Annotated in this window: 24 protein-coding genes; 12 read left to right on the forward strand and 12 right to left on the reverse strand. The window is 73.3% G+C overall.

Features of this window, described 5'->3' with window-relative positions; translation table 11 throughout:
* Window positions 1–92: 92 nt before the first annotated feature.
* Complete coding sequence (locus tag A6A27_RS22855) at window positions 93–1,496, reverse strand: FGGY family carbohydrate kinase (RefSeq protein WP_073836697.1); 1,404 nt, start codon at window positions 1,494–1,496, stop codon at window positions 93–95.
* 263 nt (window positions 1,497–1,759) lie between these two features.
* Here A6A27_RS22855 and A6A27_RS22860 point away from each other — a divergent pair, with 263 nt between their 5' ends.
* Window positions 1,760–3,697 (forward strand): chorismate-binding protein, encoded by a 1,938-nt coding sequence (locus A6A27_RS22860; RefSeq protein ID WP_073836698.1) that lies wholly within the window; start codon window positions 1,760–1,762, stop codon window positions 3,695–3,697.
* A gap of 61 nt (window positions 3,698–3,758) precedes the next feature.
* Here A6A27_RS22860 and wrbA read toward each other — a convergent pair whose 3' ends face one another.
* On the reverse strand, window positions 3,759–4,376 hold the full coding sequence (wrbA, locus tag A6A27_RS22865; RefSeq protein ID WP_073836699.1) for an NAD(P)H:quinone oxidoreductase: 618 nt from the start codon (window positions 4,374–4,376) through the stop codon (window positions 3,759–3,761).
* Between the two features lie 734 nt (window positions 4,377–5,110).
* Between wrbA and A6A27_RS22870 the strand changes: the two genes are divergently transcribed.
* Entirely contained in the window at window positions 5,111–5,476 is a 366-nt protein-coding gene (locus tag A6A27_RS22870; RefSeq protein WP_241825408.1) for a YsnF/AvaK domain-containing protein, read from the forward strand.
* 151 nt (window positions 5,477–5,627) lie between these two features.
* On the forward strand, window positions 5,628–6,683 hold the full coding sequence (locus A6A27_RS22875; protein WP_073836740.1) for a winged helix DNA-binding domain-containing protein: 1,056 nt from the start codon (window positions 5,628–5,630) through the stop codon (window positions 6,681–6,683).
* A 54-nt stretch (window positions 6,684–6,737) separates the two neighbouring features.
* On the opposite strand, the gene A6A27_RS22880 is transcribed toward A6A27_RS22875, so the two are convergent.
* Together A6A27_RS22880 and A6A27_RS22885 are read right to left on the reverse strand one after the other, a co-directional pair.
* The gene (locus tag A6A27_RS22880; protein WP_073836701.1) at window positions 6,738–7,319 is read right to left on the reverse strand and encodes a nucleotidyltransferase family protein; all 582 of its coding nucleotides are present in this window, start codon (window positions 7,317–7,319) and stop codon (window positions 6,738–6,740) included.
* Entirely contained in the window at window positions 7,316–8,419 is a 1,104-nt protein-coding gene (locus A6A27_RS22885) for an XdhC family protein (protein ID WP_073836702.1), read from the reverse strand. The genes A6A27_RS22880 and A6A27_RS22885 overlap by 4 nt, the downstream gene beginning before the upstream one ends.
* 78 nt (window positions 8,420–8,497) lie before the next feature.
* Between A6A27_RS22885 and A6A27_RS22890 the strand changes: the two genes are divergently transcribed.
* The 4 genes from A6A27_RS22890 to A6A27_RS46860 all read left to right on the forward strand — a co-directional run bounded on the left by A6A27_RS22890 (window position 8,498) and on the right by A6A27_RS46860 (window position 12,392).
* The gene (locus A6A27_RS22890; RefSeq protein ID WP_073836703.1) at window positions 8,498–9,049 is read left to right on the forward strand and encodes a 2Fe-2S iron-sulfur cluster-binding protein; all 552 of its coding nucleotides are present in this window, start codon (window positions 8,498–8,500) and stop codon (window positions 9,047–9,049) included.
* Window positions 9,046–10,038 carry an FAD binding domain-containing protein gene (locus A6A27_RS22895; protein ID WP_073836704.1) on the forward strand — a complete coding sequence of 331 codons (993 nt, stop codon included), beginning with the start codon at window positions 9,046–9,048 and terminating at the stop codon, window positions 10,036–10,038. Before A6A27_RS22890 ends, A6A27_RS22895 begins: the two co-directional genes overlap by 4 nt.
* Window positions 10,035–12,134: a xanthine dehydrogenase family protein molybdopterin-binding subunit gene (locus tag A6A27_RS22900; protein ID WP_073836705.1), complete on the forward strand. Its 2,100-nt coding sequence runs from the start codon at window positions 10,035–10,037 to the stop codon at window positions 12,132–12,134. Before A6A27_RS22895 ends, A6A27_RS22900 begins: the two co-directional genes overlap by 4 nt.
* A gap of 129 nt (window positions 12,135–12,263) precedes the next feature.
* Window positions 12,264–12,392: a hypothetical protein gene (locus A6A27_RS46860; protein WP_274534577.1), complete on the forward strand. Its 129-nt coding sequence runs from the start codon at window positions 12,264–12,266 to the stop codon at window positions 12,390–12,392.
* Between the two features lie 32 nt (window positions 12,393–12,424).
* Here the strand turns inward: A6A27_RS46860 and A6A27_RS46145 are convergent, their stop codons facing one another.
* Together A6A27_RS46145 and A6A27_RS22910 are read right to left on the reverse strand one after the other, a co-directional pair.
* Window positions 12,425–12,673 carry a hypothetical protein gene (locus tag A6A27_RS46145; protein WP_241825406.1) on the reverse strand — a complete coding sequence of 83 codons (249 nt, stop codon included), beginning with the start codon at window positions 12,671–12,673 and terminating at the stop codon, window positions 12,425–12,427.
* A gap of 88 nt (window positions 12,674–12,761) precedes the next feature.
* A complete protein-coding gene (locus A6A27_RS22910) occupies window positions 12,762–13,916 on the reverse strand; it encodes an RNA-guided endonuclease InsQ/TnpB family protein (protein WP_198940412.1) in 1,155 nt (384 codons plus the stop codon).
* A gap of 17 nt (window positions 13,917–13,933) precedes the next feature.
* Here A6A27_RS22910 and tnpA point away from each other — a divergent pair, with 17 nt between their 5' ends.
* From tnpA to A6A27_RS22930, 4 genes are all read left to right on the forward strand, one after another.
* Window positions 13,934–14,395: an IS200/IS605 family transposase gene (gene tnpA / locus A6A27_RS22915; protein WP_073836706.1), complete on the forward strand. Its 462-nt coding sequence runs from the start codon at window positions 13,934–13,936 to the stop codon at window positions 14,393–14,395.
* A gap of 371 nt (window positions 14,396–14,766) precedes the next feature.
* Window positions 14,767–15,471, forward strand: coding sequence for a VOC family protein (locus A6A27_RS22920; RefSeq protein WP_073836707.1), 705 nt, complete (start codon window positions 14,767–14,769; stop codon window positions 15,469–15,471).
* 186 nt (window positions 15,472–15,657) lie between these two features.
* The gene (locus A6A27_RS22925) at window positions 15,658–16,092 is read left to right on the forward strand and encodes a hypothetical protein (RefSeq protein WP_073836708.1); all 435 of its coding nucleotides are present in this window, start codon (window positions 15,658–15,660) and stop codon (window positions 16,090–16,092) included.
* 46 nt (window positions 16,093–16,138) lie between these two features.
* The gene (locus A6A27_RS22930) at window positions 16,139–16,411 is read left to right on the forward strand and encodes a hypothetical protein (RefSeq protein ID WP_073836709.1); all 273 of its coding nucleotides are present in this window, start codon (window positions 16,139–16,141) and stop codon (window positions 16,409–16,411) included.
* A gap of 60 nt (window positions 16,412–16,471) precedes the next feature.
* Here the strand turns inward: A6A27_RS22930 and A6A27_RS22935 are convergent, their stop codons facing one another.
* From A6A27_RS22935 to A6A27_RS22960, 6 genes are all read right to left on the reverse strand, one after another.
* The gene (locus tag A6A27_RS22935) at window positions 16,472–17,155 is read right to left on the reverse strand and encodes an AMIN-like domain-containing (lipo)protein (protein ID WP_073836710.1); all 684 of its coding nucleotides are present in this window, start codon (window positions 17,153–17,155) and stop codon (window positions 16,472–16,474) included.
* Between the two features lie 69 nt (window positions 17,156–17,224).
* Window positions 17,225–18,157: a rhomboid family intramembrane serine protease gene (locus A6A27_RS22940; protein WP_073836711.1), complete on the reverse strand. Its 933-nt coding sequence runs from the start codon at window positions 18,155–18,157 to the stop codon at window positions 17,225–17,227.
* A gap of 134 nt (window positions 18,158–18,291) precedes the next feature.
* A complete protein-coding gene (locus A6A27_RS22945; protein WP_073836712.1) occupies window positions 18,292–19,083 on the reverse strand; it encodes a L,D-transpeptidase family protein in 792 nt (263 codons plus the stop codon).
* Window positions 19,084–19,503: 420 nt separating this feature from the next.
* Window positions 19,504–20,295, reverse strand: a complete 792-nt coding sequence (locus A6A27_RS22950; protein WP_073836713.1) for a DUF4184 family protein — start codon at window positions 20,293–20,295, stop codon at window positions 19,504–19,506.
* A 21-nt stretch (window positions 20,296–20,316) separates the two neighbouring features.
* Window positions 20,317–21,015: an HAD family hydrolase gene (locus A6A27_RS22955; protein ID WP_073836714.1), complete on the reverse strand. Its 699-nt coding sequence runs from the start codon at window positions 21,013–21,015 to the stop codon at window positions 20,317–20,319.
* A gap of 85 nt (window positions 21,016–21,100) precedes the next feature.
* Window positions 21,101–23,833 carry an MGH1-like glycoside hydrolase domain-containing protein gene (locus tag A6A27_RS22960; RefSeq protein ID WP_073836715.1) on the reverse strand — a complete coding sequence of 911 codons (2,733 nt, stop codon included), beginning with the start codon at window positions 23,831–23,833 and terminating at the stop codon, window positions 21,101–21,103.
* 42 nt (window positions 23,834–23,875) lie between these two features.
* On the opposite strand from A6A27_RS22960, the gene A6A27_RS22965 reads away from it, so the two are divergent.
* The gene (locus A6A27_RS22965) at window positions 23,876–25,813 is read left to right on the forward strand and encodes an amylo-alpha-1,6-glucosidase (RefSeq protein WP_073836716.1); all 1,938 of its coding nucleotides are present in this window, start codon (window positions 23,876–23,878) and stop codon (window positions 25,811–25,813) included.
* The last annotated feature ends 61 nt before the right edge of the window (window positions 25,814–25,874 follow it).

Genomic DNA, 25,874 nt, shown 5'->3' on the forward strand with positions numbered 1-25,874 from the left:
GTCCCTCGACTCCCGTCGCACGGGGAGCGGAGTCCATCCAACCAGGCCGGTGGGCCCTGTCAACGGGATGGCCGGCCGCACGATCAGGATGGTCAGTGCGGCCGGGCACCACCTACGGTGTTCGGCGCGGCCCCCTCGTCCGTCCGGCCGATACCGCCGACGCGCGCCGCCTCCGCGACCCGGCCGAGCGCCACCAGCGCGGCGCCGGTCGCCCCGACCTCCGGATTGTGCTGGAAGCGCACCGTACGCGGGGCTAGGGCATCGGCGAACGCCCCGCGCCACCAGGCGGACGCGGCCATCGCACCACCGCCCAGCACCACCTCGACCGGATGATCCACATCGGACTCGAGCACGGCGAGGTCGTCGGCGACCAGCCGGCACAGGCCGGTCATCAGCCCGGCGAGGACATCGACGGCGGTGGTGCCGAAGCTGAGCCCGTGCAGCTCGCCGGAGCCGGCCGCGGCGAGGCCGGGCGGGCGGTCCCCACCGAAGCGGGGATTGGCCCGCACCCGCAGGTCCCGGGTGGAGCGGGCCAGCGCCGCCTCCAGTTCCGCGCCCTCGGGCAGCCGCAGCTCCCGGTTGGCCCACGCGTACAGGTTTCCGCCACTGGAGTAGGCGGCGCCGGTCACCACGTGCTCGTGGTCCACCCGGTAGCGCCAGAGCCGGTTGGGCAGCGGCGGCAGCGCCGTGTCGGCGGGGACGGCCCGGACGACGCGTACCGCGGCGGAGGTGCCGACGGTCACCGCGGCCCGGGACTCGTCGACGCAGCCGGAGCCGACGTTGGACGCCGCACCGTCGCCGACCGGGGCGGTCCACCGGGCCTCGGCCAGGTCCGGCCAGCGGCGGGCGCACTCGGGGCGGAGCCGCCCGCGCCACCGCTGCGGGGCCAGCGCCGGCAGCTCCGCGGGGCGTACGCCGGCCAGCGCGCACGCCTCGGCGTCCCACGCCAGCAGGCCCAGGTCGAGCATCCCGGTGCCGGAAGCCATCGACACCGACATCGGCGCCTCGGTCAGCAACGCGTCGAGGACGTACTCGACCAGCCCGACGAACCGGGTCACCCGGCTGCCGGCCCGCTGCCGCAGCCAGGGCAGCCGTACCGTCCAGTAGCAGCGGTGCCACCATCCGCCGGTGCGCTGGTGGAATGCCGCGGGGTCGGTCGGGCCGGCGCTGCCGGCGACCGGCTCCGGCCGGGTGTCCAGCCAGGTCAGCACCGGGCCGAGCGGCTCCCCGTCGGCGCCCAGCGGCAGCACCGAGTGCCACTGCGCTGAGGCGGCGACCAGCTCGACGTCCCGCAGGTGGCCGCCCTCGGCCAGTTCGTCCAGGCACTCGAGCAGGCGGGCGAGGTAGCCGGCACCGTCCAGCGTGCCGGTGCCGTCCTCGCCGGTGGTCAGCCGCACCCGTCGCCGGGCCAGCGCGCCGGGGCGCGGGACGGCGTCGGCGTCCAGCACCAGCCCGCGTACGGAGGAGGTGCCCAGGTCGAGAGCGAGAATGGTCATCGCGGGACAACCTACCCGCCGGGGACGGCCGCGAAGCCAAGATCCGCGCGGCCGGTCCGCGGCGGCGATCGGCTTCCCGGGGGCCGCCCGGGCGCGTAGAGTGATCGCCATGCCCGCGCTCCTGTCCTGCTGGTGGCCCGCCGACCCGGCGGCCCACCCCCGCGCGTAGCTTTCCCACGCGGCCGCCCGACGAGGCGGCCGCCGGTCTCTCCCCGGCATCCCGGGTCGCCCCGCAGGCGGCCACCGGCCCACGAGGAGACCCGATGATCCGCCCGCACGACCCGCTCGCCGCCGTCGCCGCCGGCCTCGACCCCGGCCCGTTCGCGCTCGTCCGCCGCGCGGGCGCCGACCATCTCGACCTGTTCACCGGCATGGTACGCACCGCCGAGCGGCTCGCCGACATCCCGCTGCCCGACGGCGGTCCCGGACCGCGCACGCTGGCCCTGGTCCCCTACCGGCAGATCACCGAACGGGGGTTCGCCTGCGTCGACGACGGGATGCCGCTGGAGTGCCTGGTCATCGGGGAGCACCGGCAGATCTCCCTGGCCGACGCGCTGGCCGCGCTGCCGGACGCCCCGGTGGTCACCACCGACGCCGGCTTCGACAGCTCCGATGCCGAGTACGCGGCCACGGTCGGCCGGGTGCTCGCCGAGGAGATCGGCCGCGGCGAGGGCGCGAACTTCGTCATCCACCGCACCCTGCGGGCCACCGTGCAGGGCGACGCCCGGGCGGCGGCCCTGGCCGCGCTGCGCCGGCTGTTGCTGCGCGAACGCGGCGCGTACTGGACGTTCGTCGTGCACACCGGCACCCGGACCCTGGTCGGGGCGAGCCCGGAACGGCACGTCAGCGTGGACGACGGTCTGGTCATGATGAACCCGATCAGCGGCACGTTCCGGCACACCGGCGCGGCGGCGGACCGGGAGGCCCTGCTGCGTTTCCTCCACGACCCGAAGGAGGTCGAGGAGCTGTACATGGTGCTCGACGAGGAGCTGAAGATGATGGCCACCGTCGCCGAGCACGGCGGGCAGGTGGTCGGGCCGTACCTCAAGGAGATGGCTCACCTGGCACACACCGAGTACCTGCTGGCCGGACGGGGTTCCCGCGACGTCCGGGAGGTGCTGCGGGAGACCATGTTTGCGCCCACGGTCACCGGCAGCCCGATGGAGAACGCGTGCCGGGTGATCGCCCGGCACGAGCGGACCGGCCGCCGCTACTACGCCGGGGTGCTCGCCCTGCTCGGCCGGGACGCCGCGGGCCGGCAGACCCTCGACGCGCCCATCCTGATCCGCACCGCGGAGCTCTCCCCCACCGGCGAGCTGCGGGTGCCGGTCGGCGCGACGCTGGTCCGGCACTCCACCGCCGCCGGTGAGGTGGCCGAGACCCACGCCAAGGCAGCTGGGGTGCTCGCCGCGCTCGGCCTCGGCCCCGACGCGCCGGCGGCCCGCCCGGCTCAGTCCGGCCCGGACGCGCCGGGCCGCGCGCTCGCCGACGACCCCGAGGTGCGCGCCGCCCTCGCCGCCCGCAACGCGCCGCTGGCCCGGTTCTGGCTGGACCAGCGGACCCCCGGGGCAACGGTCCTGCCCGGGCTGGCCGGCCGGCGGGCGCTGATCGTGGACGGCGAGGACACCTTCACCGGCATGCTCGCCCACCAGCTCGGCGCCCTCGGCCTGGCCGTGGCGCGCCGCGGCTGGCAGCAACCCGGTCCGGTCGGGGAGTACGACCTGGTGGTGATGGGCCCGGGCCCGGGCGACCCGACCGACCTCGCCGAGCCGAAAATGGCGACGATGCGGGCGCTGCTGGCAGAGCTCCTGGCCGCGGGCCGGCCGACCCTCGCCGTCTGCCTCGGACACCAGCTCCTGGCCGGGCTGCTCGGGCTGCCGCTGCACCGGCGGGACGCGCCGTACCAGGGGGTGCCGCGGGACGTGCCGGTGTTCGGCGCCACCCGCCGGGTCGGCTTCTACTCCAGCTTCACCGCCCGGGCCGGCGCGGACCGGGTCGCCACGCCGTACGGCCCCGTCGAGCTGTCCCGGGACCCGGCCGACGGAGCGGTACACGCGCTGCGCGGGCCCGGCTTCGCCGGCGTGCAGTTCCACCCGGAGTCGGTACTGAGCCGCGACGGCATGGTCATCCTCGCCGAACTGCTCGCGCATCTGCTCGACCATCGCGCGCTCGCCGGGCATGCGCCGGCCGACCGGGGGTAGGACTACAACAACCGGTGGCCGGACGGGTCCGAACCCTCGCCCGGCCACCGGTCTCCCGTGCTCAGCCGGCCATCCCCCGCTTCAGCGCGGCGCTGATCTGGATCGCCCGCTTGGCGGTCAGCGCTGTGGCCCCCAACGCGAGGTGGTCCGGCGCGATCTCGCCGTTGTTGCTGGTGTGCGAGGCGCCGTACGGGTTGCCCGCGACGAACTGGCTGGGGTCGGTGTAGCCGGGGGTCACCACCACCCCACCCCAGTGGTAGAACACGTTGAAGAGCGCCAGCAGCGTGGACTCCTGACCGCCGTGCGAGGTGGCCGTGGAGCAGAACGCCGAGTAGACCTTGTTGGCCAGGATGCCCTGGGCCCAGAGCGGGCCGGTGGTGTCGATGAACTGCTTGAGCTGGGCGGCCACCATCCCATAGCGGGTAGGCGAGCCGAAGATCACCACATCGGCCCAGGAAAGGTCGTCGAGCTGCGCCTCCATCACGTCCTGCGTCTCCAGGTGGTGCGCCTGCCACCCCGAGTTGGAGCGGATCGCCTCGTCGGGCGCCAGCTCACGCACCTTGCGCAGGCGGACCTCGGCACCGGCCTCGCCCGCGGCCTCGACCGCTGACTGCGCCATCTGGTAGGTGATGCCGGTCGCGCTGTAATAGATCACCGCGACGTTGACCTGGCCGTCCATCAGACGTTTCCCTCCTCGGTTCCGGGGCGAGCTCGGAGGACTACCCGTTGGTTGCGGCATCAAACGACTGCCGTGGCATACTCCGCGGCTTGATCCACCCCTATCGATCGGTCAGCAAACCTCAATATTTGCGCAAGTTCGGACCGGAACGGCTGCCTGGAATCCGGACTCCGGGGATCCTGTTCGCACCGGTGCCGATCCGCGCCCCACCGCCCGGAGGCACCTGAACGGGGGATCGCGCTCCGCCGGCACGCCGGCTGGCGCAGCGCGATCAGGTGTTCTCCTCCTGCTCCTCCTATTCGTCCCGATTCCCCGGCATGCCGTCCCCGCCGACGGGGATCCTCTCGGTGACCCACGAGAGGGAGGACGAACCATGCGGCTCACCGAACCGCAGATCCGCTCGCTGTACGGGCAGGACGTCCAGGACCGCTCGGGCGCGACGATCGGCACCGTGGGCCAGGTCTGGGCAAACCCCGCAGGCGAGCCCACCTGGGCCAGCGTGCGCACCGCCGGCACGGGTCACCGCGAGTCGATGACTCCGCTGCACGCGGCCCAGTGGCAGGCGGGCCGACTGCGGGTGCCGTACGACCGGACGACCGTCCGCACCGCCCCCGCCGTGGAGCCCGGCACCCGACCAGCCGCTCGGCGCGGACCAGCTGGCCCTGCTCCACCGGCACTACCAGCTGCCGCCCGAGGGCGCGGCCCGACGGCCGGAGCGGCCCGGGCCACCGGAGCTGACCCGGTTCGAGGAACAAGCCCGGTTCGACACCGAGACCGTACCGGCCGGCACGGCCCGGCTCCGCAAGCGCGTGGTGACCGAGAACGTGCACACCACCGTGCCGGTCGCCCACGAGGAGGCGACCCTCGTCCGGGAACCGATCGCGGAGGCGGACCGGGGTACCGTGCCCGCGGGCACCGACATGGAGCAGCGCGAGATGGTGCTGCACGCCGAACGCCCGGTGGTGGTCAAGGAGCGGGTCCCGGTCGAACGGGTCCGGCTGGCCACCCACCAGGTCGTCGAGCAGCGGCCCGCCCATGCCCAGGTCCGCAGGGAAGTGGTCGAGGCGGACGTGCCCGAGGAGGCCCGGCCGGCGGAGTGAGGCGAGAGCAACCCGGGCGGGTGGGCCTCTCCCACCCGCCCGGTCGCGTCCGGCGGAAACGTCGGACCCGCCGCCTATGCTGACCGTCCACCACTGACGGGAGGCACGCGTGCCAGCACGGCTCACCGGCGCCGAGGCGCTGGCGCTGCGGATGACCAGCCTGCTGCTGCGCCCGCACCCGGTGGCGCGCCCCGACGGGGTCGCCGGAGTGGTCGAGTGGTTCGGCGCGATGCAGGCCCAGGACAACGCGAGCGGCCTGTGGTCGCTCGGCGTACGGCTGCCGGGGCGCACCCTGGCCGACGTGCGGGCGGCGCTGGAGCGGCGGGAGGCGCTGCGGACCTGGCCGATGCGCGGCACGGTCCACCTGGTGCCGTCCCGTGACGCCCAGTGGATGCTGGCGGTGACCGGCGTCCGCACCCTGGCCGGCGCCGCCACCCGCCGGGCACAGCTCGGGCTCACCGAGGCCGAGGCGGACCGGGCCGTGGACGTGCTGGGCGCGGCCCTGGCCGGCGGCCGCCGCCTCACCCGTGCGGAGTGCCTGGCCGCCCTCGGCGCCGCCGGCATCGACACCACCGGGCAGCGGGGCTACCACCTGCTCTGGTACGCCGCCCAGCGCGGCGTCACCTGCATCGCCCCGCACGTCGGCACCGAGCAGACGTTCGCCCTGCTGGACGAGTGGGTGCCCGACCCGCACCGGCCGGAGCGGGACGAGGCGCTCGGCATCCTCGCCCTACGGTACGTGCGTAGCCACGGCCCGGTCACCGGGCACGAGCTGGCCCGGTGGACCGGCCTGACGGTCACTGACGCACGGCGGGGCCTCGCGGTGGCCGGCGACGCCCTGGCCCCGGTAGTGGTGGACGGGGTCGAGGCGATGGTCGACGCCGCCCTCCTCGACGCGCCCCGCGAGCCGGTCGACGACGTGCACACGCTGCTCGGCTTCGACGAATACCTGCTCGGCTTCAAGGACCGCACGCTGATGCTCGACCCGGCGCACGCCGCCGCCGTGGTCCCCGGCAACAACGGGGTGTTTCTGCCGACGGTGGTCCACGGCGGCCGGGTGATCGGCACCTGGAAGCGGACGGTCGGGAAGGCCTCGGTCTCGGTGACCGTGCAGCCGCTGGCGCCGTTCGACGCCGCGCTGCGCTCCCGCGTCGAGTCCGCCCTGGCCGACTACGCCCGCTACCTCAACCTGTCCCTGCGTACCTGAGGCACGAGCGTGGATCGGCAGAGGTTTGCGGAGTTGCTGGAGAGCATCCGGCGGTCAGGGAAGCGACGGCCGCGGATGCACTCGGGCCAGGTCAACCGGCGTGTCCACGTCGGCCGGTGACCCGTCGCACGGCACCACGGTCACCAGGTCGGCCCGAGCCCGCAGGAAGTCGCGGGCACCCCGGTCCCCCGTCGCGTACGGCGCGACCAGCGGCCAGGTGGCGCGGCTGAGCAGGACCGGATGGCCGGGCCGGCCGGCGTAGCCGGCGACGGCGACGACGGCACCGGCCGCGTACGCCGCGCGTACCCGGCGGACCGCGGCCGGGGTCAGCCAGGGCTGGTCGACGAGCACCACCACAACCGCGTCGGCGACGTCCGGCAGTGAGTCCAGGCCGCGCAGCAGCGAGCCGCCGAGGCCGTCGCGCCACCACGGGTTGACCACCGGGACCGCGCCGGGCAGTGCGGGAAGCCGGCCGGCACCCGCGCCGACCACCGCGTGCACCGGGTCGCAACCGCCGAGGTGCAACAGCCGGACCGCGCGCCGGAGCAGCGGCTCACCGTCCCAGTCGAGGAGTGCCTTCGGCCGGCCGAGCCGGCGTCCGGCCCCGGCGGCGAGCACCAGCCCGGCCACGGTCACCGCGCCGCCGCCGAGGTCAGGCCGGTCGGGTGGGCGGCGTGAATCGGGCCGGTCAGGCCGGACAGCGGCCGGCCGCTGCCGCCGTGGCGCCAGGCCACCACCTCCGCGGCGATCGCCAGCGCCGTCTCGGCCGGGCCGCGTCCGCCGAGGTCCAGCCCGGCCGGCGCGCGCAGCCGGGCCAGCTGTGCCTCGGCTACCCCGTCGGCGCGTAGGCGGATGAGGCGGGCCTCGTGCGCGGCGCGGCTGCCGAGCACGCCGAGGTAGCCGGCCGGGGTGGCCAGCGCCGCGCGCAGCAGCGGGAGCTCGTAGCGGGGGTCGTGACCGAGCAGGCAGAGCACCGTGTCCGGGGTGACCGGGGTGGCGGCCAGCAGGCGGTGCGGCCAGGCCCGGTGCACCTCGTGTGCGGCGGGCAGCCGGGCGACGGTGGCGAACGCGGGTCGCGGGTCGCAGGCGACGACCCGGTAGCCGAGGTCCGCGCCGATCCGGGCGAGCGCCGCGGCGACGGCGGTGGCACCGAACAGCAGCATCCGCGGTGCGGCCGGCATTGCCTGGAACAGCACCCGCACGCCGGGGCGCGCGCCGTAGCCCAGCACCACGGCGTCGGCCGGCAGCCCGGCGGCGCGGTCGACGGCCCAGTCGTCCAGGTCCGCGGTGCCGAGCGTGCCCTCGGTCCGGTCCGGTCGGACCACCAGCTCGGCGGCGAAGGGTGCCCGGCCGCCCACCACGGTTGCCACGGCGACCGGGTCGGGCCCGGCGAGCGCGGCGAGGGAGCGTGCCGTGGGGCAGTCCGCGGTCACCCGGCGCAGCAGCACCTCGACGGTGCCGGCGCAGCCGGGCCGGGCCGGCCATGGGCCGTCCCCGCCCACCGGGTAGCGGGCGAGCCGGGTCCGGCCGGTGCGGAGGGTCTCCGCCGTCGCGTCGAGCACCGCAGACTCGACGCAGCCGGCCGGGATGCCGCCGCGCACGTCGCCGGTGGGGTCGACGGCGAGCAGGTCGCCCGGGCCGGTAACGGTGCCCGCGCTGCTGGCCACCACGGTCGCCAGGCCGAAAGGTATCCGTCGCCGCCGCCAGTCGTGGGCCGCGGCCAGGACCTCGCGCATGCCGCTCCACCGATCGCCAGTTTCGGGCTTCTGCCCGTATTTGTCATTAGATGTCGTAGTCAACGGTAGTCTGGCGCGGTGCGCAGCGGGCGGGAGAGCGGGAAACCGGCGGACGACGACCGGTCGTCCCGCATCACGCTCACCGTCAACGGCGTCGACCACGACCTGACGCTGGACAACCGGACCACCCTGCTGGACGCCCTGCGCGAGCGGCTCACCCTGATCGGCAGCAAGAAGGGCTGCGACCACGGGCAGTGCGGCTCGTGCACGGTCCGGCTCGACGGCCGGCGGGTGAAGAGCTGCCTGATCCTGGCGGTCACCCTGGACGGCCGGACGGTGGTCACCGTGGAGGGACTCGCCGGCCCGGCGGACCTGTCCCCGCTCCAGGCCGCGTTCGTCGCGCACGACGCCTTCCAGTGTGGCTACTGCACACCCGGGCAGCTCTGTTCCGCCCGCGGGATGCTCGACGAGGTGGCCCGGGACTGGCCCAGCGCGGTGACCGAGGACCTGACCGCACCGGTGGAGCTGACCGACGCGGAGGTACGGGAACGGATGAGCGGCAACCTGTGCCGCTGCGCCGCGTACCCGCACATCGTGGCCGCGATCCGGGACGTGGCGGCGGCGCGGTGAGGGCCTTCCGCTACCACCGGCCGGCCGACGTCACGGAGGCGGTCGCGCTGCTCGACGCCGAGCCGGAGGCGGCGTACCTCGGCGGCGGGACCAACCTGGTGGACCTGATGAAACTCGGGGTGCAGCGACCCGACCTGCTGGTCGACGTCACCGGCCTGCCCCTGGACACGGTGGAGGCCCTACCGCACGGCGGGCTGCGAATCGGGGCGACCGTGCGCAACAGCGACCTCGCCGCGGACCCGATGGTCCGGCGGGACCACCCGTTGCTCTCCCGGGCGCTGCTCGCCGGCGCCTCCGGGCAGCTGCGCAACATGGCCACCACCGCCGGGAACCTGCTGCAACGCACCCGCTGCGTCTACTTCCAGGACACCGGGAAGGCGTGCAACAAGCGGGAGCCCGGCACCGGCTGCGCGGCGCGCCACGGGCAGAACCGGGACCTGGCCATCCTCGGCTGGTCCGAACTGTGCGTGGCCACCCACCCGTCGGACCTGGCGGTCGCCCTGGTCGCCCTCGACGCGGTGGTGGAGGTGCACGACCCGGGCGGCGCGCGGGAGATCCCCCTGGTCGACCTGCACCGGACGCCCGGCGAGCATCCCGAGCGGGAGACCAGCCTCCCCCACGGCGCACTGATCACCGGGGTACGGATCCCGCCGCTGCCATTCGCCCGCCACTGCACCTACCTCAAGGTGCGCGACCGGGCCAGCTTCGCGTTCGCGGTCGGCTCGGTGGCCGCGGCGCTGGACCTGGCCGAGGACACGGTCCGCGACGTCCGGCTGGCGTACGGGGCGGTCGCGCACAGGCCGTGGCGGGCCTACCGGGCGGAGGAGGCGTTGCGCGGCCGCCCGTTCACCGCCGAGCTGGCCGCCCAGGCCGCGGACGCCGAGCTCGCCGCCGCCCGTCCCCTGCCACACAACGGGTTCAAGGTGCCGCTGATCCGCAACCTCACCGTCCGGGCGTTGACCGCGCTGGCCGGGGCGGCACCCCGATGAGCGCGCCACCCGTCGGTGCGGTGGGCCGGGAACACCCCCGCCTGGAAGGCCGGGACAAGGTCACCGGGACGGCCCGGTACGCGGTGGAGTACCCGGTGGACGACGTCACGTACGGCTGGGCAGTGCCGGCGGCGGCCACCCGCGGGCGGATCAGCCGGATCGACACGGCCCAGACGCTGGCCGTGCCGGGCGTGCTGGACGTGCTGCACCACGGCAACGCGCCCCGGCTGGCGCCCGGCGTGGACGACACGCTGTTCCTGCTCCAAGAGCCGACCGTGCACTACCGAGGGGAGTTCGTCGCCGTGGTGGTGGCGGAGACCCTCGAGGCGGCGCGGGAGGGCGCACGGCTGGTCCGGATCGACTACGACACCGAGGCGCACAGCACCGTCCTCTCCCCACACCATCCGAGCCTGTACCGCCCGGACACGGTCAACCCGGGCTACCCCACGGACACCGCGGAGGGGGACTTCGACGCCGCCTTCGCCGCCGCGGAGGTCCAACTGGACACCACCTACCGCACCCCGGCCTACCACAACAACCCGATGGAGCCGCACGCCACCACCGCCCGCTGGCGGGACGGGCGGCTGCTGGTGCACGACTCCACCCAGGGCTCGACGCCGGTGCAGGCCACCCTGGCACAGCTGTTCGGGCTGCCCCCGGAGACGGTCCGGGTGATCGCCGAGCACGTCGGCGGCGGCTTCGGCAGCAAGGGGGCCCCGAAGGCGCCCGTGGTGCTCGCCGCGCTCGCCGCCCGGCAGGTCGACCGGCCCGTGCGGCTGGCGCTGACCCGGCAGCAGCTCTTCGGCCCGATCGGATACCGCACCCCCACCATCCAGCGGGTCCGGCTCGGCGCGGACGCCGACGGGCGGATCGCCGCGGTCTGCCACGACGCGATCAGCCAGACCTCGAAGGTGCAGGAATTCGCCGAGCAGACCGCCGTCTACACCCGCAGCATGTACGCCGGGCGCCACCGGCGCACCACGCACCGGCTGGTCCGGCTGGACGTGCCGACCCCGTTCTGGATGCGCGCCCCCGGCGAGTGCCCAGGCGCGTACGCGCTGGAGTCGGCGCTGGACGAGCTGGCCACCGCGTGCGGCGTCGACCCGGTCGAGCTGCGGGTCCGCAACGACGCGACCGTCGACCCGGACAGCGGGCAGCCCTTCAGCAGCCGCAACCTGGTCGCCTGCCTCCGCGAGGGAGCCCGCCGGTTCGACTGGGCCGACCGCGACCCGACGCCAGGTGCCCGGCGACTCGGGCGGTGGCTGATCGGCACCGGGGTGGCCGGCGCCAGCTACCCCGCCCGCTCCCGGGCCGCCACCGCGACGGCCGCCGCAGCACCCGACGGCACCTTCGAGGTACGGGTCAACGCGACCGACATCGGCACCGGCGCCCGGACGGCGCTGTGGCAGCTGGCCGCCGACGCCCTGGCGGTACCCGCCGACCGGGTCGCCATCCGGGTGGGCGACAGCGACCTGCCGCCGGCCCCGGTGGCCGGCGGTTCGATGGGCACCGCCTCGTGGGGCTGGGCGGTGATCCGGGCCTGCGAGCAGCTGCGGCAGCGGCTCCGCGACACCGCGGTGCCCGCCGAGGGGCTGACCGTCGAGGTGAGCACCGCCGACGAGGTCCGCGCCCAACGTCCGCTGGCCCGGTACGCGTACGGCGCCCACTTCGTGCAGGTGCGGGTGGACGCGGACACCGGCGAGGTCCGGGTGGACCGGATGCTCGGCGTGTTCGCCGTCGGCCGGGTGGTGAACCCGACCACCGCCCGCAGCCAGCTCATCGGCGGCATGACCATGGGCCTGTCGATGGCGCTGCACGAGGAGGGCCTGCTCGACGAGCGGTACGGCGACTGGGTCAACCACGACCTCGCCACCTACCACATCAGCGGCTGTGCGGACGTCGAGCGGATCGAGGCGTACTGGCTGCCGGAGGAGGACCCCGACCTGAACCCGGCCAGGGTGAAGGGGATCGGCGAGATCGGCATCGTGGGCAGCGCCGCCGCCGTCGCCAACGCGGTGCACCACGCCACCGGCGTACGGATCCGGGACCTGCCCATCCGGCTGGACAAGCTGCTGGACCGGCTGCCCGCAGGCTGAGGGGCCGGCAGTACACCACCAGCCCTGCCGTCCCGGTCGATCAGTCGGCAAGCGCCCCGCCCGACCAACCCTCGTGCAACGTCAGGTTCCGGCCCGTCGACGGGGTCGAAGAGGTGGATCTTCTCCAGGTTGAACCAGACCCGCCGGTTCTCGCCCTTGCGCACCGGCGGCGACTCGGCCGACAACCGGGTGACCAGGCTCGACCCGGTTCCGGTGAAGTCGGACGAGCCCGCGTCGGCGGCCAACTCCTCCATCTAGGCGGCGCTGGCCCGCTCCCCCTCGACGGTCAGTTAAACGTACTTGTCCGAACCCATCGACTCGACGATCTCCACCGGCACCTCGAACTCCATGCCCCGGCAGCGGGTCTGCTCGTCAACCAGTTCGGCGTCCTCGAAGTGCTCGGGCCGGATGCCGAGGATCGGTTCCCGCGGCGCGTTGGCCCCGATCACCACGACGGCGGCGCAGATCACCTCGGTGGGGTCCCCGAACTGCGAGGTGCCAGTGAAGAACGACAGCCGTCTGCCCCTGGGTGGCGCCATCCAGCTTCGCCTTCCCAAGGGATCTGCGTCAGCTTCTCGGCCTTGCAGGGCTGAGGTTGCAGATCGTGCTCGATGCTGGCTGCATCGGTCACGCCGCGTTCGGCAGGCTGACGGCTGCCCAGTCCGCAGCACCGCGTATGGCGATGTTGCGGGCTGCGTTCACGTCGGCGTGCTCAGCGAAGCCGCACGACGTGCATCGGAAGGTGGATTGGTTGGGCCGGTTGGCTTTGGCGATGTACCCGCAGATAGAGCAGCCCTGCGAGGTGTACGCCGGGTCCACGTGGACGAGGGCCAGACCGGCCCGGGCGGCTTTGTAGGAGATGAACTGGCCGAGTTGGTGGAACGCCCACGAGTGCAGAGTGACCCGCTGGGGCCGTCGGAGCCGTACCCGGTCGCGGATGCCCGTGAGGTTCTCCAGGGCAATCCCGCGGCCGGTGCGTTCGGCCTCGGTCACGATCTGCTTGGCAATGCGATGGTTGGTGTCAGCCGCGAACCGGGCCTCCTTACGCCGGCGGGCCTTCAACAACCGCTTGGCCGACTTGGTGCCGATACGCTGAAGCTTGGCCCGCAACCGCTGATTACGGTGACGCACCCGATTCAAACCCTTGCCGCTGTGCCGGGTGCCGTCGTTGGTGGCGGCAATATTTGCGATTCCCAGATCGACGCCAAGGAACCCGTCAGGCTCCTTCACCTCCACATCAGGGATGTCGCAGGTGGCGTACAGAAACCACTTGCCGTCACGGCACACCAGGTCAGACTCGCCCCTGCGGTGGGCGGACAGCACCGCGAACTGCTGCTCGGAACAGCCGAATCGGATGCCGCTCTGTCGACCCGCCGTCGTCCAGATCGAGACCGTGCGGGAGCGCATCTGCCAGGACAGGCAACGGTCGTCGAACGGCTGCGCGGCGTCCCGCCGGAACACGATCGGCTTCCCCTCGGCCTTGCGGCGGCGCTTCGACCCCGCTTTGCCGAGGTTACCGGCACGGATGTTGGCCGCCAGGGTGGCGTACGCGCCGGCGACCTTGCGGGCGACGTGGATCGCCGGCTGAGCCGACAATCCCATGCCTTTCAGCCGTCCGTAGGTGAGCCGCTGCAACGCCTGCTTGCGGAACACCCGCGCCCGATATGCCTCGCCGGCGACGACGCTTGCGGCCTCGTTGCACAGGATCAGCGTGTCCCGCAACGCCGCCTCCTGGCTGGCGTCAGGGAACAACCGCACCTGTACGACGATTTTCACGTCCACAGTATACGGTCTGGTCTATGTCACCACGATGGACCCTAGACCCCGACGTCCGACGCGGACGTAGCGTCGTTCATGACCTGCACGCGCATCTGGTCTTCGTCACCCGGACCGCGCTCGGTGTGGTCGAGGAGCTGCGCAGATACCGCCGGAATGCACTTAACGGCGCGATGCTCACGCGGTGCGAGCAGATCATTACCGACGTGTGTGCTGGGTTGGGAGCCGAGCTGGCCGAGTTCAACGGCGAGGACGAGCACGTGCACCTGCTCGTGCGCTACCCGCCGAAGCTGGCGATCTCCACGCTGGTCAACTCCCTCAAAGGCGTGTCCGCTCACTACCTGCGCAAGGACTTCACCGAACGAATCAACCGACACCTCATGCACGGCCATCTGTGGTCACCGTCGTATTTCGCCGCGTCCTGCGGCGGCGCGCCCTTGGCTGTGGTCGAGGAGTACATCGACCGGCAGAAACATCCCCACTGAATCGCTATTCCTCCCCGGCCTTGGACAGCCGGGATTCCTGGCGATCACATGTTGATCAACGGCGTACCGCCCGTCACCGCCGGACCCGCAGGCCGCCAACGGGGGCCACCAACGCCAGCGCCGCCGCCCATCCGCGACGTCGCCGGGGTCTGTCGTTATCGCCCTCCCCCTCTCTTCGACGAAGGGCGGGGAAGTCACCCGTGCCCCGGCGCACGCGAGACGGTCGGGGCGGGCGAGCGGCGGAGCCACCCGGGCCCCGGACGTTTCGTGCCCCCCAACATTGCCCCGACCTGCCCCGTTACGAAACCTGACAGTCGCGAGACGCGCACCGCGGGCCAGCCGCTGTCCGGGCCGGGCGGCATAGTGGGAGCATGATCGCGCGCTTCAAGGACCTCTGCATCGACGCCGCGGACGCCCACCGGCTCGGTGCCTTCTGGGCCGCCAACCTCGACGCGGACCTGGTCGACACCGGCGACGGCGACACCCGGATCGATCCCCGGGCAACCGCCACCAAGGCCGAGTCGATCTGGGTCAACACGGTGCCCGAGCCGCGTACCGGCAAGACCCGGGTCCACCTGGACCTGCGGCTCGCCGAGCCGGAGCCGGCGGCGCTGCTGGCCGCCAGCGCGCGGCTGGTCCGCGAGCCGGACGCCGAGATCAACTGGTGGGTGCTGGCCGACCCGGAGGGCAACCAGTTCTGTGCCTTCCCGCCGCGCGAGGGCACCCGGCCCGGCGTCTTCGAACTGGTGGTCGACAGCGCCGACCCGGCGGCCCAGGCCGGTTGGTGGGCCGGGGTGGTCGGCGGCCGGGTGGCCACCACCGAGGAGGGCGCCGCCTCGGTGGTGGGTGCGGCCGGCTTCCCCTGGGACCACTGGGTCTTCGACCCGGTGCCCGAGCGCAAGACGGTGAAGAACCGAATGCACTGGGACGTCGACCTGACCGGCCCGGTCCCCACTGCGCTGATCGCGGCCGGCGCCACCCTGCTGCGCGAACCCACCGACACCACCCGCTGGTGGGTCCTGGCGGACCCGGAGGGAAACGAGTTCTGCGCCTTCCCCTCGCGTCCCAACCAGTGAACGGCGAGGCTACCCAGGGTCCGCCCGGTCGGCTAGCGTTCTCGTAGCTCCGCAGCCAGCGCGTTCGCCGTCGACGTCGATACGCCTCCGGCCGACCCCAGCCCGCCCTTTCGGTTGGTTCTCGCGCGAACTCGCCTCTGCGGCACCACCGGTTGGGCAGGATCGTCCCAACCGAGGAGGTCCGTCGTGCAGGACACCACCCGCGCTCTCGCCTTGACGTTCGAGGTGAGCGGCCTGCCCCCGGTCAAGACCGAGGCCCTGTCCATCTTCGCCGCCGGGCACCGGCAGGCGGCGAGAGTCCGCGCCCTGCTCCAGGCCGCCTGCGAGGCGGCCCAGCACACCGGTTGGACCCCGCTCGCCGGCCCGATCGAGGTGGACCTGACCCTGCGCTGCCCGCCCGGGCACCGCACCTCTGACGCCAGCACGCTGTTGGGTGGGGTCTGCGCGGTGCTGCAGGACAAGAAGCGGGTGGCGAACATCGGCCTGGCCCACCTCGGGGTGCTGGTCGACGTGGCCCTCTACGCCGACGACCGGCAGATCCGCCGGCTGTCGTACGCGGAGGAGCCGGCCGAGGACTTCTCGTACCAGGTCCGGGTGGCCGCCGTACCTGCGGTGGTTTGACCGACGGCCGCGGCCGGGTACCGCGGACGCCGACGAAGGGAGCAGCATGTCGGAGCCACACGTCACGCTCGACCCGAGCGGGCTCGACCCGGTGCAGCAGAAGCTGCGTGGCCCGCTGGAGGATCAGCTGACCTCGGCCCTGCAGGCGGCCACCGAGCGGGTCCGCGCCGGCTACGCGGGCGAACCCGTCGAGGAGGTGTGCCGCCGGCTGCTCGACGAGACCCGCGCCGGCCTGCACCCGGACATCGCCGCCGGCTTCCAGCCCGACATGGACGAGTTCTGCCGGGTGGCCGTGGCCATCGTCCGCGGCGCGGCCTGAGGCACCCGTCATCCGACCGGGCCGCCCGCCGGCCCGCGCGGGCGGTGCCGGCCACCGCGGTCAGCCGCGCCGCACGTCCACGGAGACGACGTGGGTGCCGTCGGGCCGGGTCGACTCGCCCAGTCGCACCGGCAGCGGCTCGCCCGAGGTCCGGACTCCGAGGCCGAAGCTCAGGTGCCCCTCGAAGTCTCCGGCGGCCGCCCAGCCGCGCAGCGTCGGGTAGCCGATGGCCGGCGGCGGCGCGTGCACCGTGCTCCGGCCACTACGGTCATGTGCCTGGGCCGGGTCGAAGCGCACGGTGAGGAAGGCGTCGCCGGGCAGACTCACCGGTGTGCCGCTGCCGTCGGACTCCACCTGTGCGACGTATCCGACCTGGTAGGACGGCGTGGGGCCGCGGAAGGCGAAGCTGATCCGGCTGAACCCTTCGGCCGGGTGGTCACCGACCTGGATCTGCACCAGCACGGGCAGCGGCTCTCCCGGCGCGGGGGTGATCGGCACCTTGACGGTGTGTGCCACCCGGGCCGGCGCGGAGGGCACCGCCCACCCGTACGTCACCCGCCAATCCCCGGCTGCGGATGGCGCGGCGGTGGCGGGGGCCGTCGTGGCCGGCGTGGTGCCGGCGGTCGCGCTGGGCGCGGGGGCCGTCGAGGTCGGCGGGGCCGCGCCGTCGTGGTCGGTCGTCGAGCAGGCCGCCGCGAGCAGCACGACCACACTGGCAAGCAGTGGTACGCGCTGAAGTCTCATGGCTCAGTGTCACTCCGTCCGGCGGTGTCCCACCAGAGCCGATCGCCCTGACCTCAGCCCGAGCTGCGGTCAGGTGGTGAGGGCGAGCGACTTGATGACGACCAGCGCGACGAGCAGCACGGCGAGCCCGACAATCACCGACACCTGCACGATGGTTCGCCGCTTCGCCGGCGCGTACGCCAGCCCGACGGCGGCGACCCCGCCGGCCAGGAGGCCACCAAGGTGCCCCTCCCAGGAGGTCCAGCCGGCGGAGACCACCATCCAGATCAGGAACGGGATGATCACCCGGTTGGGGTCGATCGGGTGGTGGTGCAGCCGCCGGGTCAGGACGAAGTAGCAGCCGGCCAGCCCGTACACCGCGCCGGAGGCGCCGATGGCGGCCTGGTGCGGGGAGACCAGGAAGCCCAGGACCGATCCGCCGAGCGCGGCGAGCAGGTAGACGGCGAGGAAGCGCACGGCGCCCAGCCGCTCCTCGATGACCCGGCCGAGCACCCAGAGCCAGTACATGTTGAACAGGATGTGCAGGATGCCGAGGATGCCCTGGGTGGGCAGCTGGTGCAGGAAGGCGGAGGTGATCAGGCGGTACCACTCACCGTGTGCGATGCCGATCAGCTGGTATCCGTCGTAGGCGCCGCCGTCGTCGACGTACCGCTGGCCGGCGTCGTCGACCAGCCCGGTGCCCAGGCTGTCGAACTGGTCAAGGATCGCCGGGCGGACCAGCTCGGCCAGGTAGGCCAGCACGTTGAGGCCGATGAGCACGTACGTCACCACGGGTCGGGCGGCCACCCGGCCACCGAAGACCGTGCGGGCCTGGCGGACGGTGCGGTTCTCGTCGCGTACGCACTCCGGGCAGCGGTGCCCCACCGGCGCCTCGCGCAGGCAGCCGGGGCAGATGGGGCGGTCGCAGCGGGTGCAGCTCAGCAGCGTCTCCCGCTTGGGGTGCCGGTAGCAGGTGGTGGTCGCCTCGCCGCCGGAGGGCTGGCCGGTGCTGATCGTGTCCATGAGGTGGCTGGTCCCAGGGTCGTTGGTGGGCCGAGGTGCCGCAGCGCCGCCGGCCGGTGCCGCAGAGCCCCCGGCCGGGGTGCGGCCGACGGCTCTGCGGCGGACGGTCAGCGTAGCCGTCCGTGGGGCCTGGTTCAGTAGCGGCTGAGGTTCTGCGCGGGGCAGAGCACGATGCGGGGCATGAGTTCGGGCTTCAACCAGGTGAGCACACTCACCAGGTCGCCGTGTGAGAGGCTGACGCAGCCGGCGGTGGGGCCGGACGGTGTCCGGCTGAACTCGTGCAGGAAGATCCCGCTGCCGGCGCCGGGCACCGGTGTGGCGACGTTCGGGGCCATGTTGTACGTGATCACGGCGAAGTGCGTGTAGGCCGGCGTTTCCCGCCAGAGGGCCTCGCTGTAGCCGCCGGGGTTGGTGGCCGTGTGCTGGAAGCTGTTGTAGGCCGGCGAATCCGGGTTCTCGTTCCACCAGTCGTTGGTCACCAGCCGGTGGTAGGGGTAGCTGACGCCCGGGTTGGCCGCGATGCCGTACATCGTCGGGCCGATGGAGTAGACGCCGGTCGGCGTGTTGGGGACGCCCTCGAGGTGGTTGTCGCTGAAGCCGTTGCTGCCGATCCGGGCGGCCAGCGGCGCGGAGATCGGGGTCCAGACGCCGCGGATCCGCTGGAACGTCTCCAACGTGGCATAGGTGGTGGTGTAGCTGTTCCCCGTGACGATGATGACCTGCTGTGTTGTCGGCGGCAGGGTGGTCAGGCGGGCGGCCTTGTTGTCCGGGGCGACCGGCCACTTGCGCTTGGGACCGGGCAGGACGGTGTCACTGGTGGCCGTGGCGCCCCTGGGTCGGGCCGCTGCGGGGGTCGGGCCGGAGGCGAGGACGGGCGCCGCCAGGCCGGCCGCTGCCGCACCGATGAACAGAGATCTCCGCTTCATTCGGGGGATCATCGCACTTCGCGCTTATCCGCACAGTCCCGCGAAGCGCGACTTTTCGCACAATCTGCCAGTGGGGCGCCGGAGACGGGAGACGAGCGGGAGACGCCGGGGTGGGTCAGGACCGGGTCCGCAACTCCCCGGTCCTGACCTCCAGCCGTCCGGCGTGGTAGCGGAATTCGCCGTTGCGAGCGCGGCGGGCGTGGCACGCGCCCACGCCGGGCTCAACACGGCGAGCCGGCCCGCCTGCACTCAGCTCCACGGTGCCCAACTACCGGACTTCGGTGCGTCCCCGGCTCACCCCGAAGAGTCGTGAACGCGGGCTCAGGTTAGGCACCTTCTCGCAGGGCGAACAAGCTTCCCCAGCGCCGGCAGAATGTGATTGATGCCAATGTCGAAATACGGCATGTTCGTGTAACAGGGTCAGCTGGGCTGGCGCTGTTTGTCCACGAGGTGTCCGTCGTGCGTCGCGGGCGGCGGGACCGGACGTAGGCCGCCGGCCGCGGCGGCTCCGGCGATCAACGCGAGCGCCCCCAGGTGCAGCAGCCGCACCCCGGCCGGCGCCGGTACGGCGGCCGCGGGCAGGCCGGGCAGCAGCAACGCCCCGAGCGCGGCCACCGGCAGCGCGACCGCCCAGAACCGGCCGGGCCGGGCCGGCGGCGCGGGTGGTCGTACGCCGTCGAAGATCTCCTGCCGGCGGGCGACCCGCACCGCCAGAGCGACCACGACGACGGCGCCCGCCACCGTGCCGAGCACATCGGAGAACTGCCACCAGTAGAGCCCGGTCAGGGCGTGGAAGTCCGCGATGCCCAGCAGCCGCGGCCAGCGGTCACTGTGGGTCACCCGGTCCCAGCCGACGTGGCTGAACGCACCGATCAGCGCCGAGCAGACGGTGACCTGCCAGGGATGCCGGACCCCGCCCAGCGCGGCGTAATCCCGCCAGGCGAAGAGACGCTCGCCGGGCAGGTGCACCGCGATGCCGGCGATCACCCGGCGGACGATCCAGGCGTACGCGAGCGCGACCGGCAGGCACCACCACAGCAGCCCGCCGAGGGTGTGCGTACGCTGACCGAGCTCGAACCGGGTGCCGGTGAACAGGTAGCCGACGTCCGGCGCGACGGCGCCGGTGGCCAGGGCGACCCCGTCGAACCAGCGCGGTCGCCACAGCTTCAGCGGCAGCACGGGCGCCAGATGCGAGGGAAAGGTCAACGGCACAGGCGGGACGTTACCCGCCGATCAGAAGTGCTGGCGCAGGTCGGGGAAAGCGGCCAACCGGATCACCCCATGGTCGCCCGGGTCGAGCTCGTCGTGCTCCAGCACCCAGGTGTTCTCGTTCGGGATGAAGACCGCGTTCATGCCGGCGGCCCGAGCGGGCAGGATGTCCGAGCGCGGGGAGTTGCCGATCATCCACGCGCCGGCCGGGTCGAAGCCGTGCTCGCGGGCCAACCAGCGATAGGTGTCCGCGTCCTTCTCCCGCACGATGTGCGCGGCCCGGAAGTGGTGCAGCAGCCCGGAGGCGTCGAGCTTGCGCTGCTGCTCCTCCCGCTCCCCCTTGGTGAGCAGCAGCAGCTCGTGCCGGGTGGCCAGGTCGTCCAGGGTCTCCGCCACGCCGGGCATCAGCTCCACCTGGTGACCCACCAGCGCCGCCGCGAGCCCCTCGATCTCGGCGCGCTCCCGCTCCGTCGCCGGGCGCTCGCGCAGCTTCTCCAGGCACTCGCCCAGGCTGTGCAGGAAGACCTTGCTGCCGTAGCCGTGCGCGACGGCGTTCGCCCGCTCGATGTCGTCGAGGACGGCCCGGATCTCCGCCCGGTCCAGCGTCGGGTGGTCCAGCCAGGCGAGGAAGTCGTCGATCACCCGCTCGAAGAGGACGTTGTTCTCCCAGAGCGTGTCGTCGGCGTCGAAGACGAGCACCTTGGCCTCCCGGCGCTGTCGCATCGCGTACCCCTTCCCCTGACCGGACCGGGACACGCTACTGCGCGAGGACAGCCGCGACATCCGGGTTTCCGACCGCGGCGGCGCGTCAGCGGCGCAGGGTGAGGATCAGGTCGGCGACCAGCGCGGTCCATCCGGTCTGGTGCCACGCCCCGAGCCCGGCGCCGTTGTCGCCGTGGAAGTACTCCGGGAAGGCGATCAGGTCCCGCCAGTCGGGGTGGGTCTGGAAGAGCTGGCAGGCGCCGTAGATCGGCCGCCGACCCCAGCCGTCCCGGGTGAACAGCGCGATCAGCCGGGCGGAGAGATCATCGGCGATTTCGTCCAGGGTCCGCTTCTGCCCGGAGCGGGTCGGGTACTCCACCTGCAGGTCGTCGCCGAAGAAGGCGGCGTAGTCGCGCAGCGCGCTGACCAGCAGGAAATTGGTCGGCATCCAGATCGGGCCACGCCAGTTGGAGTTGCCGCCGAACAGGCCGCTGGTCGACTCGGCCGGCTCGTAACCGACGCTGAACTCCTGCCCGCCGAGGGTGACGGTGAACGGCTTGTCCAGGTGGGCGCGCGACAGCGTCCGCAGGCCGTAGTCGGAGAGGAACTCGTCGGTGTCCAGCATCCGGGCGAGCAGCCGGACCATCTGGTCGGGACCGACCATGGACAGCAGCCGCTGCTGCCGCCCATCGGGGCCGAGCCGGCGGGCGCCGACCACGTCGGCGAACTCGGGACGGTTGGTGAGGAACCAGCGCAGCCGGGCACCCAGCTCGGGCAGCCGGCGCAGGGTACGCGCGGTGAGCCGGGTGACCGCCGCGAGCGGCAGCAACCCCACCACCGAGCGGACCTTCAGCGGCACCTGACTGCCGTCGGCCAGCCGCAGCACGTCGTAGAAGAAGGCGTCCTCGTCGTCCCAGAGCCCCTGCTGGTACGCCGCCGCCGCGATGTACGCGAAGTGCTCGAAGAACTTGGTCGCGGTGTCCACGTACGCCCGGTCGTGCTCGGCCAGCACGATGGCCATGTCGAGCAGGTTGAGCGCGTACATGGCCATCCAGCCGGTGCCGTCGGACTGTTCGAGGACCCCGGCCACCGGCAGCGCGGCCGACCGGTCGAACGGGCCGACGTTGTCCAACCCGAGGAAGCCGCCCTCGAACACGTTGTTGCCGCCGGTGTCCTTGCGGTTGACCCACCACGTGAAGTTGAGCAGCAGCTTGTGCATCACCCGGGCGAGGAACTCGTGGTCCCGGGAGCCGTCGATCTCGAAGACCTTCAGCGCCGCCCAGGCGTGCACCGGCGGGTTCACGTCCCCGAACGCCCACTCGTACGCCGGGATCTGCCCGTTGGGGTGCAGGTACCACTCGCGGAGCAGGAGCAGCAGTTGCTCCTTGGCGAAGCCGGGGTCGACCCGGGCGATGGTGACGCAGTGAAAGGCCAGGTCCCAGGCCGCGTACCAGGGGTACTCCCACGGATCGGGCATGGAGATCACGTCGAAGCTGTTCATGTGCCACCAGGCGCTGTTGCGCCCGTGCCGACGCCCGGCCGGGGGTGGCGCGGAGCCCGGATCGCCCTCCAGCCACCGTTTCACGTCGAAGTGGTAGAACTGCTTACCCCACATCAGCCCCGCGATGGCCTGCCGCGCCACCAGCGCCTCGTCAGCGGTCGCCGCGACGGGAATGACCCCGGCGAAGAAGCGGTTGGCCTCGGCGCGCCGCGCCCACACCACGCTATCGAAGTCGTTCCCGAGATCCGCCGGGGGCGGCGGCGGGCTCGCCGGCGGCGGGGCGGTCCGGGTCAGCCGCAACCGGATCTGCCGCTGCCCACCGGCCGGCACGTCGAGCACGTAGTGCAGGGCGCCCTTGGTGCCCTCCCGGTCCGGGTTGACGGTGGCCGCGCCGGCCACCACGTGGTCGTTGATCCCGTCCTTCGGGTACGGCGACCGCCCGGGCAGCCCCCAGAGCCGCTCGGCGTTGGTGTCGTTGTCGCAGAGCAGCGGGACGGGCGCGCCGTCGCCCTCCAGCAGGATCTGCCCGAGCACCCAGTGCTCACCGACCAGCCGGGCCCCGGCCGCCGGGCCCGGCCCCGCCCCGGCTTCGAAGCCGACCATCCGCGGCACCCGGTCGCCACCGGGAAGTCCCCACCCCCAGGTGTTGCGGAACCACAGGGTGGGCAGCACGTGCAGGGTGTCGTCCCGATCCCCCCGGTTGGCGATCGTCACCAGGACGCACATGTCGGTCGGAGATGCCTTGGCGTAGTCGACGGTCACCGCCCAGTACCGGTCCTCGTCGAAGATCCCCGTGTCGACCAGCTCGTACTCGGTGTCGTCCCGGCCGCGCAGCGCGTTCACCGCGACCAGCTCGTCATACGGGAAGGCGGCCTGCGGGTAGTGATAGCGCCAGCGCATCCAGGAGTGGGTGGGGGTGGAGTCCTCGTACCACCAGTACTCCTTGACGTCCTCCCCGTGGTTGCCGCCGTCGCCGCCCAGGCCAAACATCCGCTCCTTGAGGATCGGGTCGCGGCCGTTCCACAGCGCCAACGCGAAGCAGAAGGTCTGCCGGTCGTCGCAGACGCCCGCCATCCCGTCCTCGTTCCACCGGTAGGCTCGGGAGCGCGCATGATCGTGGGGGAAGTAGTCCCACGCCGTGCCGTGTTCGCTGTAGTCCTCCCGAACCGTCCCCCACGCCCGCTCGGACAGATAGGGACCCCATGCGCGCCAATCCTGCGCCCCGGCGTCGGCCTGGGCGAGCCGGTGCCGCTCGGGGTCGGGGGTCGCGGAGGTCGGGCCGTCGGTGAGCATTTGCACATCTTCGACGCCGCCTGGGTACTTCACCACAGCGGCCATTGTCGTCGTGGCGTGTAGCACCTCGCCGCCGGTGGAGGAAAGTTGATCGAGATTCGCTTCGGCCCGCAGGTCTGCGGCGACCTCGCCGCCGGGTCGGCCCGGGAGTGGCTGGTCACCGACGGCCGGGGCGGCTACGCCATGGGTACGGTCAGCGGCCTGCGCACCCGCCGCTACCACGGACTGCTCGTGGTGGCCGGGGAAACCCCCGCCTCCCGGAAGGTGGGCCTGGTCAGCCTGGACCCGGTGGTGACCCTCCCCTCCGGGCAGCGGGTCCGGCTGGGCGCCCACGAGTGGTCCTCCGGGGTGGTCGACCCGCGCGGCTACGAACTGCTCGAGCGGTTCGACCTGGTCGACGGGGTGCCGCGCTGGCGGTGGCGGATCGGCGACGTGGTGATCGAGCGGGAGATCGCCATGGCCTACGGCCGGCCCTGCGTGGCGGTGGTGCACCGGCTGGTCTCCGGCGGCCCGGTGCGGCTGGACCTGGCGGCGGCCTGCACCTGGCGGGACGCGCACGGGGAGCGCCGGGCGGACGGGCCGACCCCACGGCTGGAGCCGGCGGCCGGCGGGGCGGTGGTCGAGCGCGCCTTCCGGCTGGCCGGGCCGGACTGGGCGCCCGAGGGGCAGTGGTGGCTCGGCATACGCCACCGGGAGGAGGCGGCCCGCGGCCTCAACCCGGACGAGGACCTCTGGTACGCGGGCCGCTTCTCCGGCACCCTGGACGCCCCCGGCGACACCGTCCCAGTGCTGGCCTGGGCGGACGACCTAGCCGAGGAGCCGCCGCCGGCGACCACGCTGGTCGAGGCGGCGCGACGGCGCAACCGGGCGGTGGTGGCCACGGCGAAACCGGACGACCCGGTGGCGGCGACCCTGGCCCTGGCGGCCGACGCGTTCGTGGTCAGCACCAGCACCGGGCCCGACGTGGTGGCCGGCTACCCGTGGTTCGGCGCCTGGTCACGGGACACCATGACCTCCTACGAGGGCCTGTTCCTGGCCACCAACCGGGCGGACGAGGGGCGGGCGCTGCTGCGCGCGTACGCGGCGACGCTGTCGGAGGGGATGCTGTCCAACACCGCCGACACGGGGCGGGTGGAGTACAACACGGTCGACGCGACGCTGTGGTTCCTGCACGCGGTGACCCGGCACGTCACCGTCACCGGCGACACCGACCTCGGCGACGAGCTGCTGCCCGCGCTGCACGAGGTGGTGCAGGCACACCTGGCCGGCACCCGCTACGGCATCCGCGCCGACCCGACGGACGGACTGATCACCCAGGGCGGCACTCCCGGCACCGCGCTGACCTGGATGGATGCCCGGGTGCACGGAGTGCCGGTGACGCCGCGTACCGGCAAGCCGGTGGAGGTCAACGCGCTCTGGGTCAACGGACTGGCCGGGGTCGCCGAGCTGACCGAGCTGGTCGGGCGGGACGCCAGCGCGCTGTGGGGACTGCACACCCGGGCGTCGGCCGCGTTCCGGGCGCGGTTCCCCGCGCCGGTGGGCTGGCTGCACGACGCGGTGGACGCGCCCGCCCCGGCGTACCCCCTCGGTGGGGCGGCGCACCACGACGACGACCTGCTCCGCCCCAACCAACTGCTCGCCTGGTCGCTGCCGTACGCCCCCCTCGAACCGGACCCGGCGGCGCTGCGCCGCATCGCCGAGGCGCTGCTCACCCCGCTCGGCCCGCGCAGCCTCGCCCCCGACTCCCCCGGCTACATGGGCCGGCACCGGGGCGGGCCGGCGGAGCGGGACGCCGCCTACCACCAGGGGACCGTCTGGCCGTGGCTGATCGGGCCGTTCGCCGACGCGTACCGCCGGGCGGGCCTGCCCACCGACGACCTGTTCGTGGGGCTTGACGGGCATCTGACGGAGTTCGGCCTGGGCTCGGTGAGCGAGACCGCCGACGGCGACCCGCCGCACACCGCCACCGGCTGCCCGTTCCAGGCCTGGTCGGTCGCCGAGTTGCTCCGCGTCCGCCGGCGCTGACCACGCGTTACATCCCGGCAATCAGCGCGTCTCCGCCGGTTATCGACCGCTCGGCAGGATG

The organism is Micromonospora sp. CB01531 (assembly GCF_001905095.1).
Taxonomy (GTDB): Bacteria; Actinomycetota; Actinomycetes; order Mycobacteriales; family Micromonosporaceae; genus Micromonospora.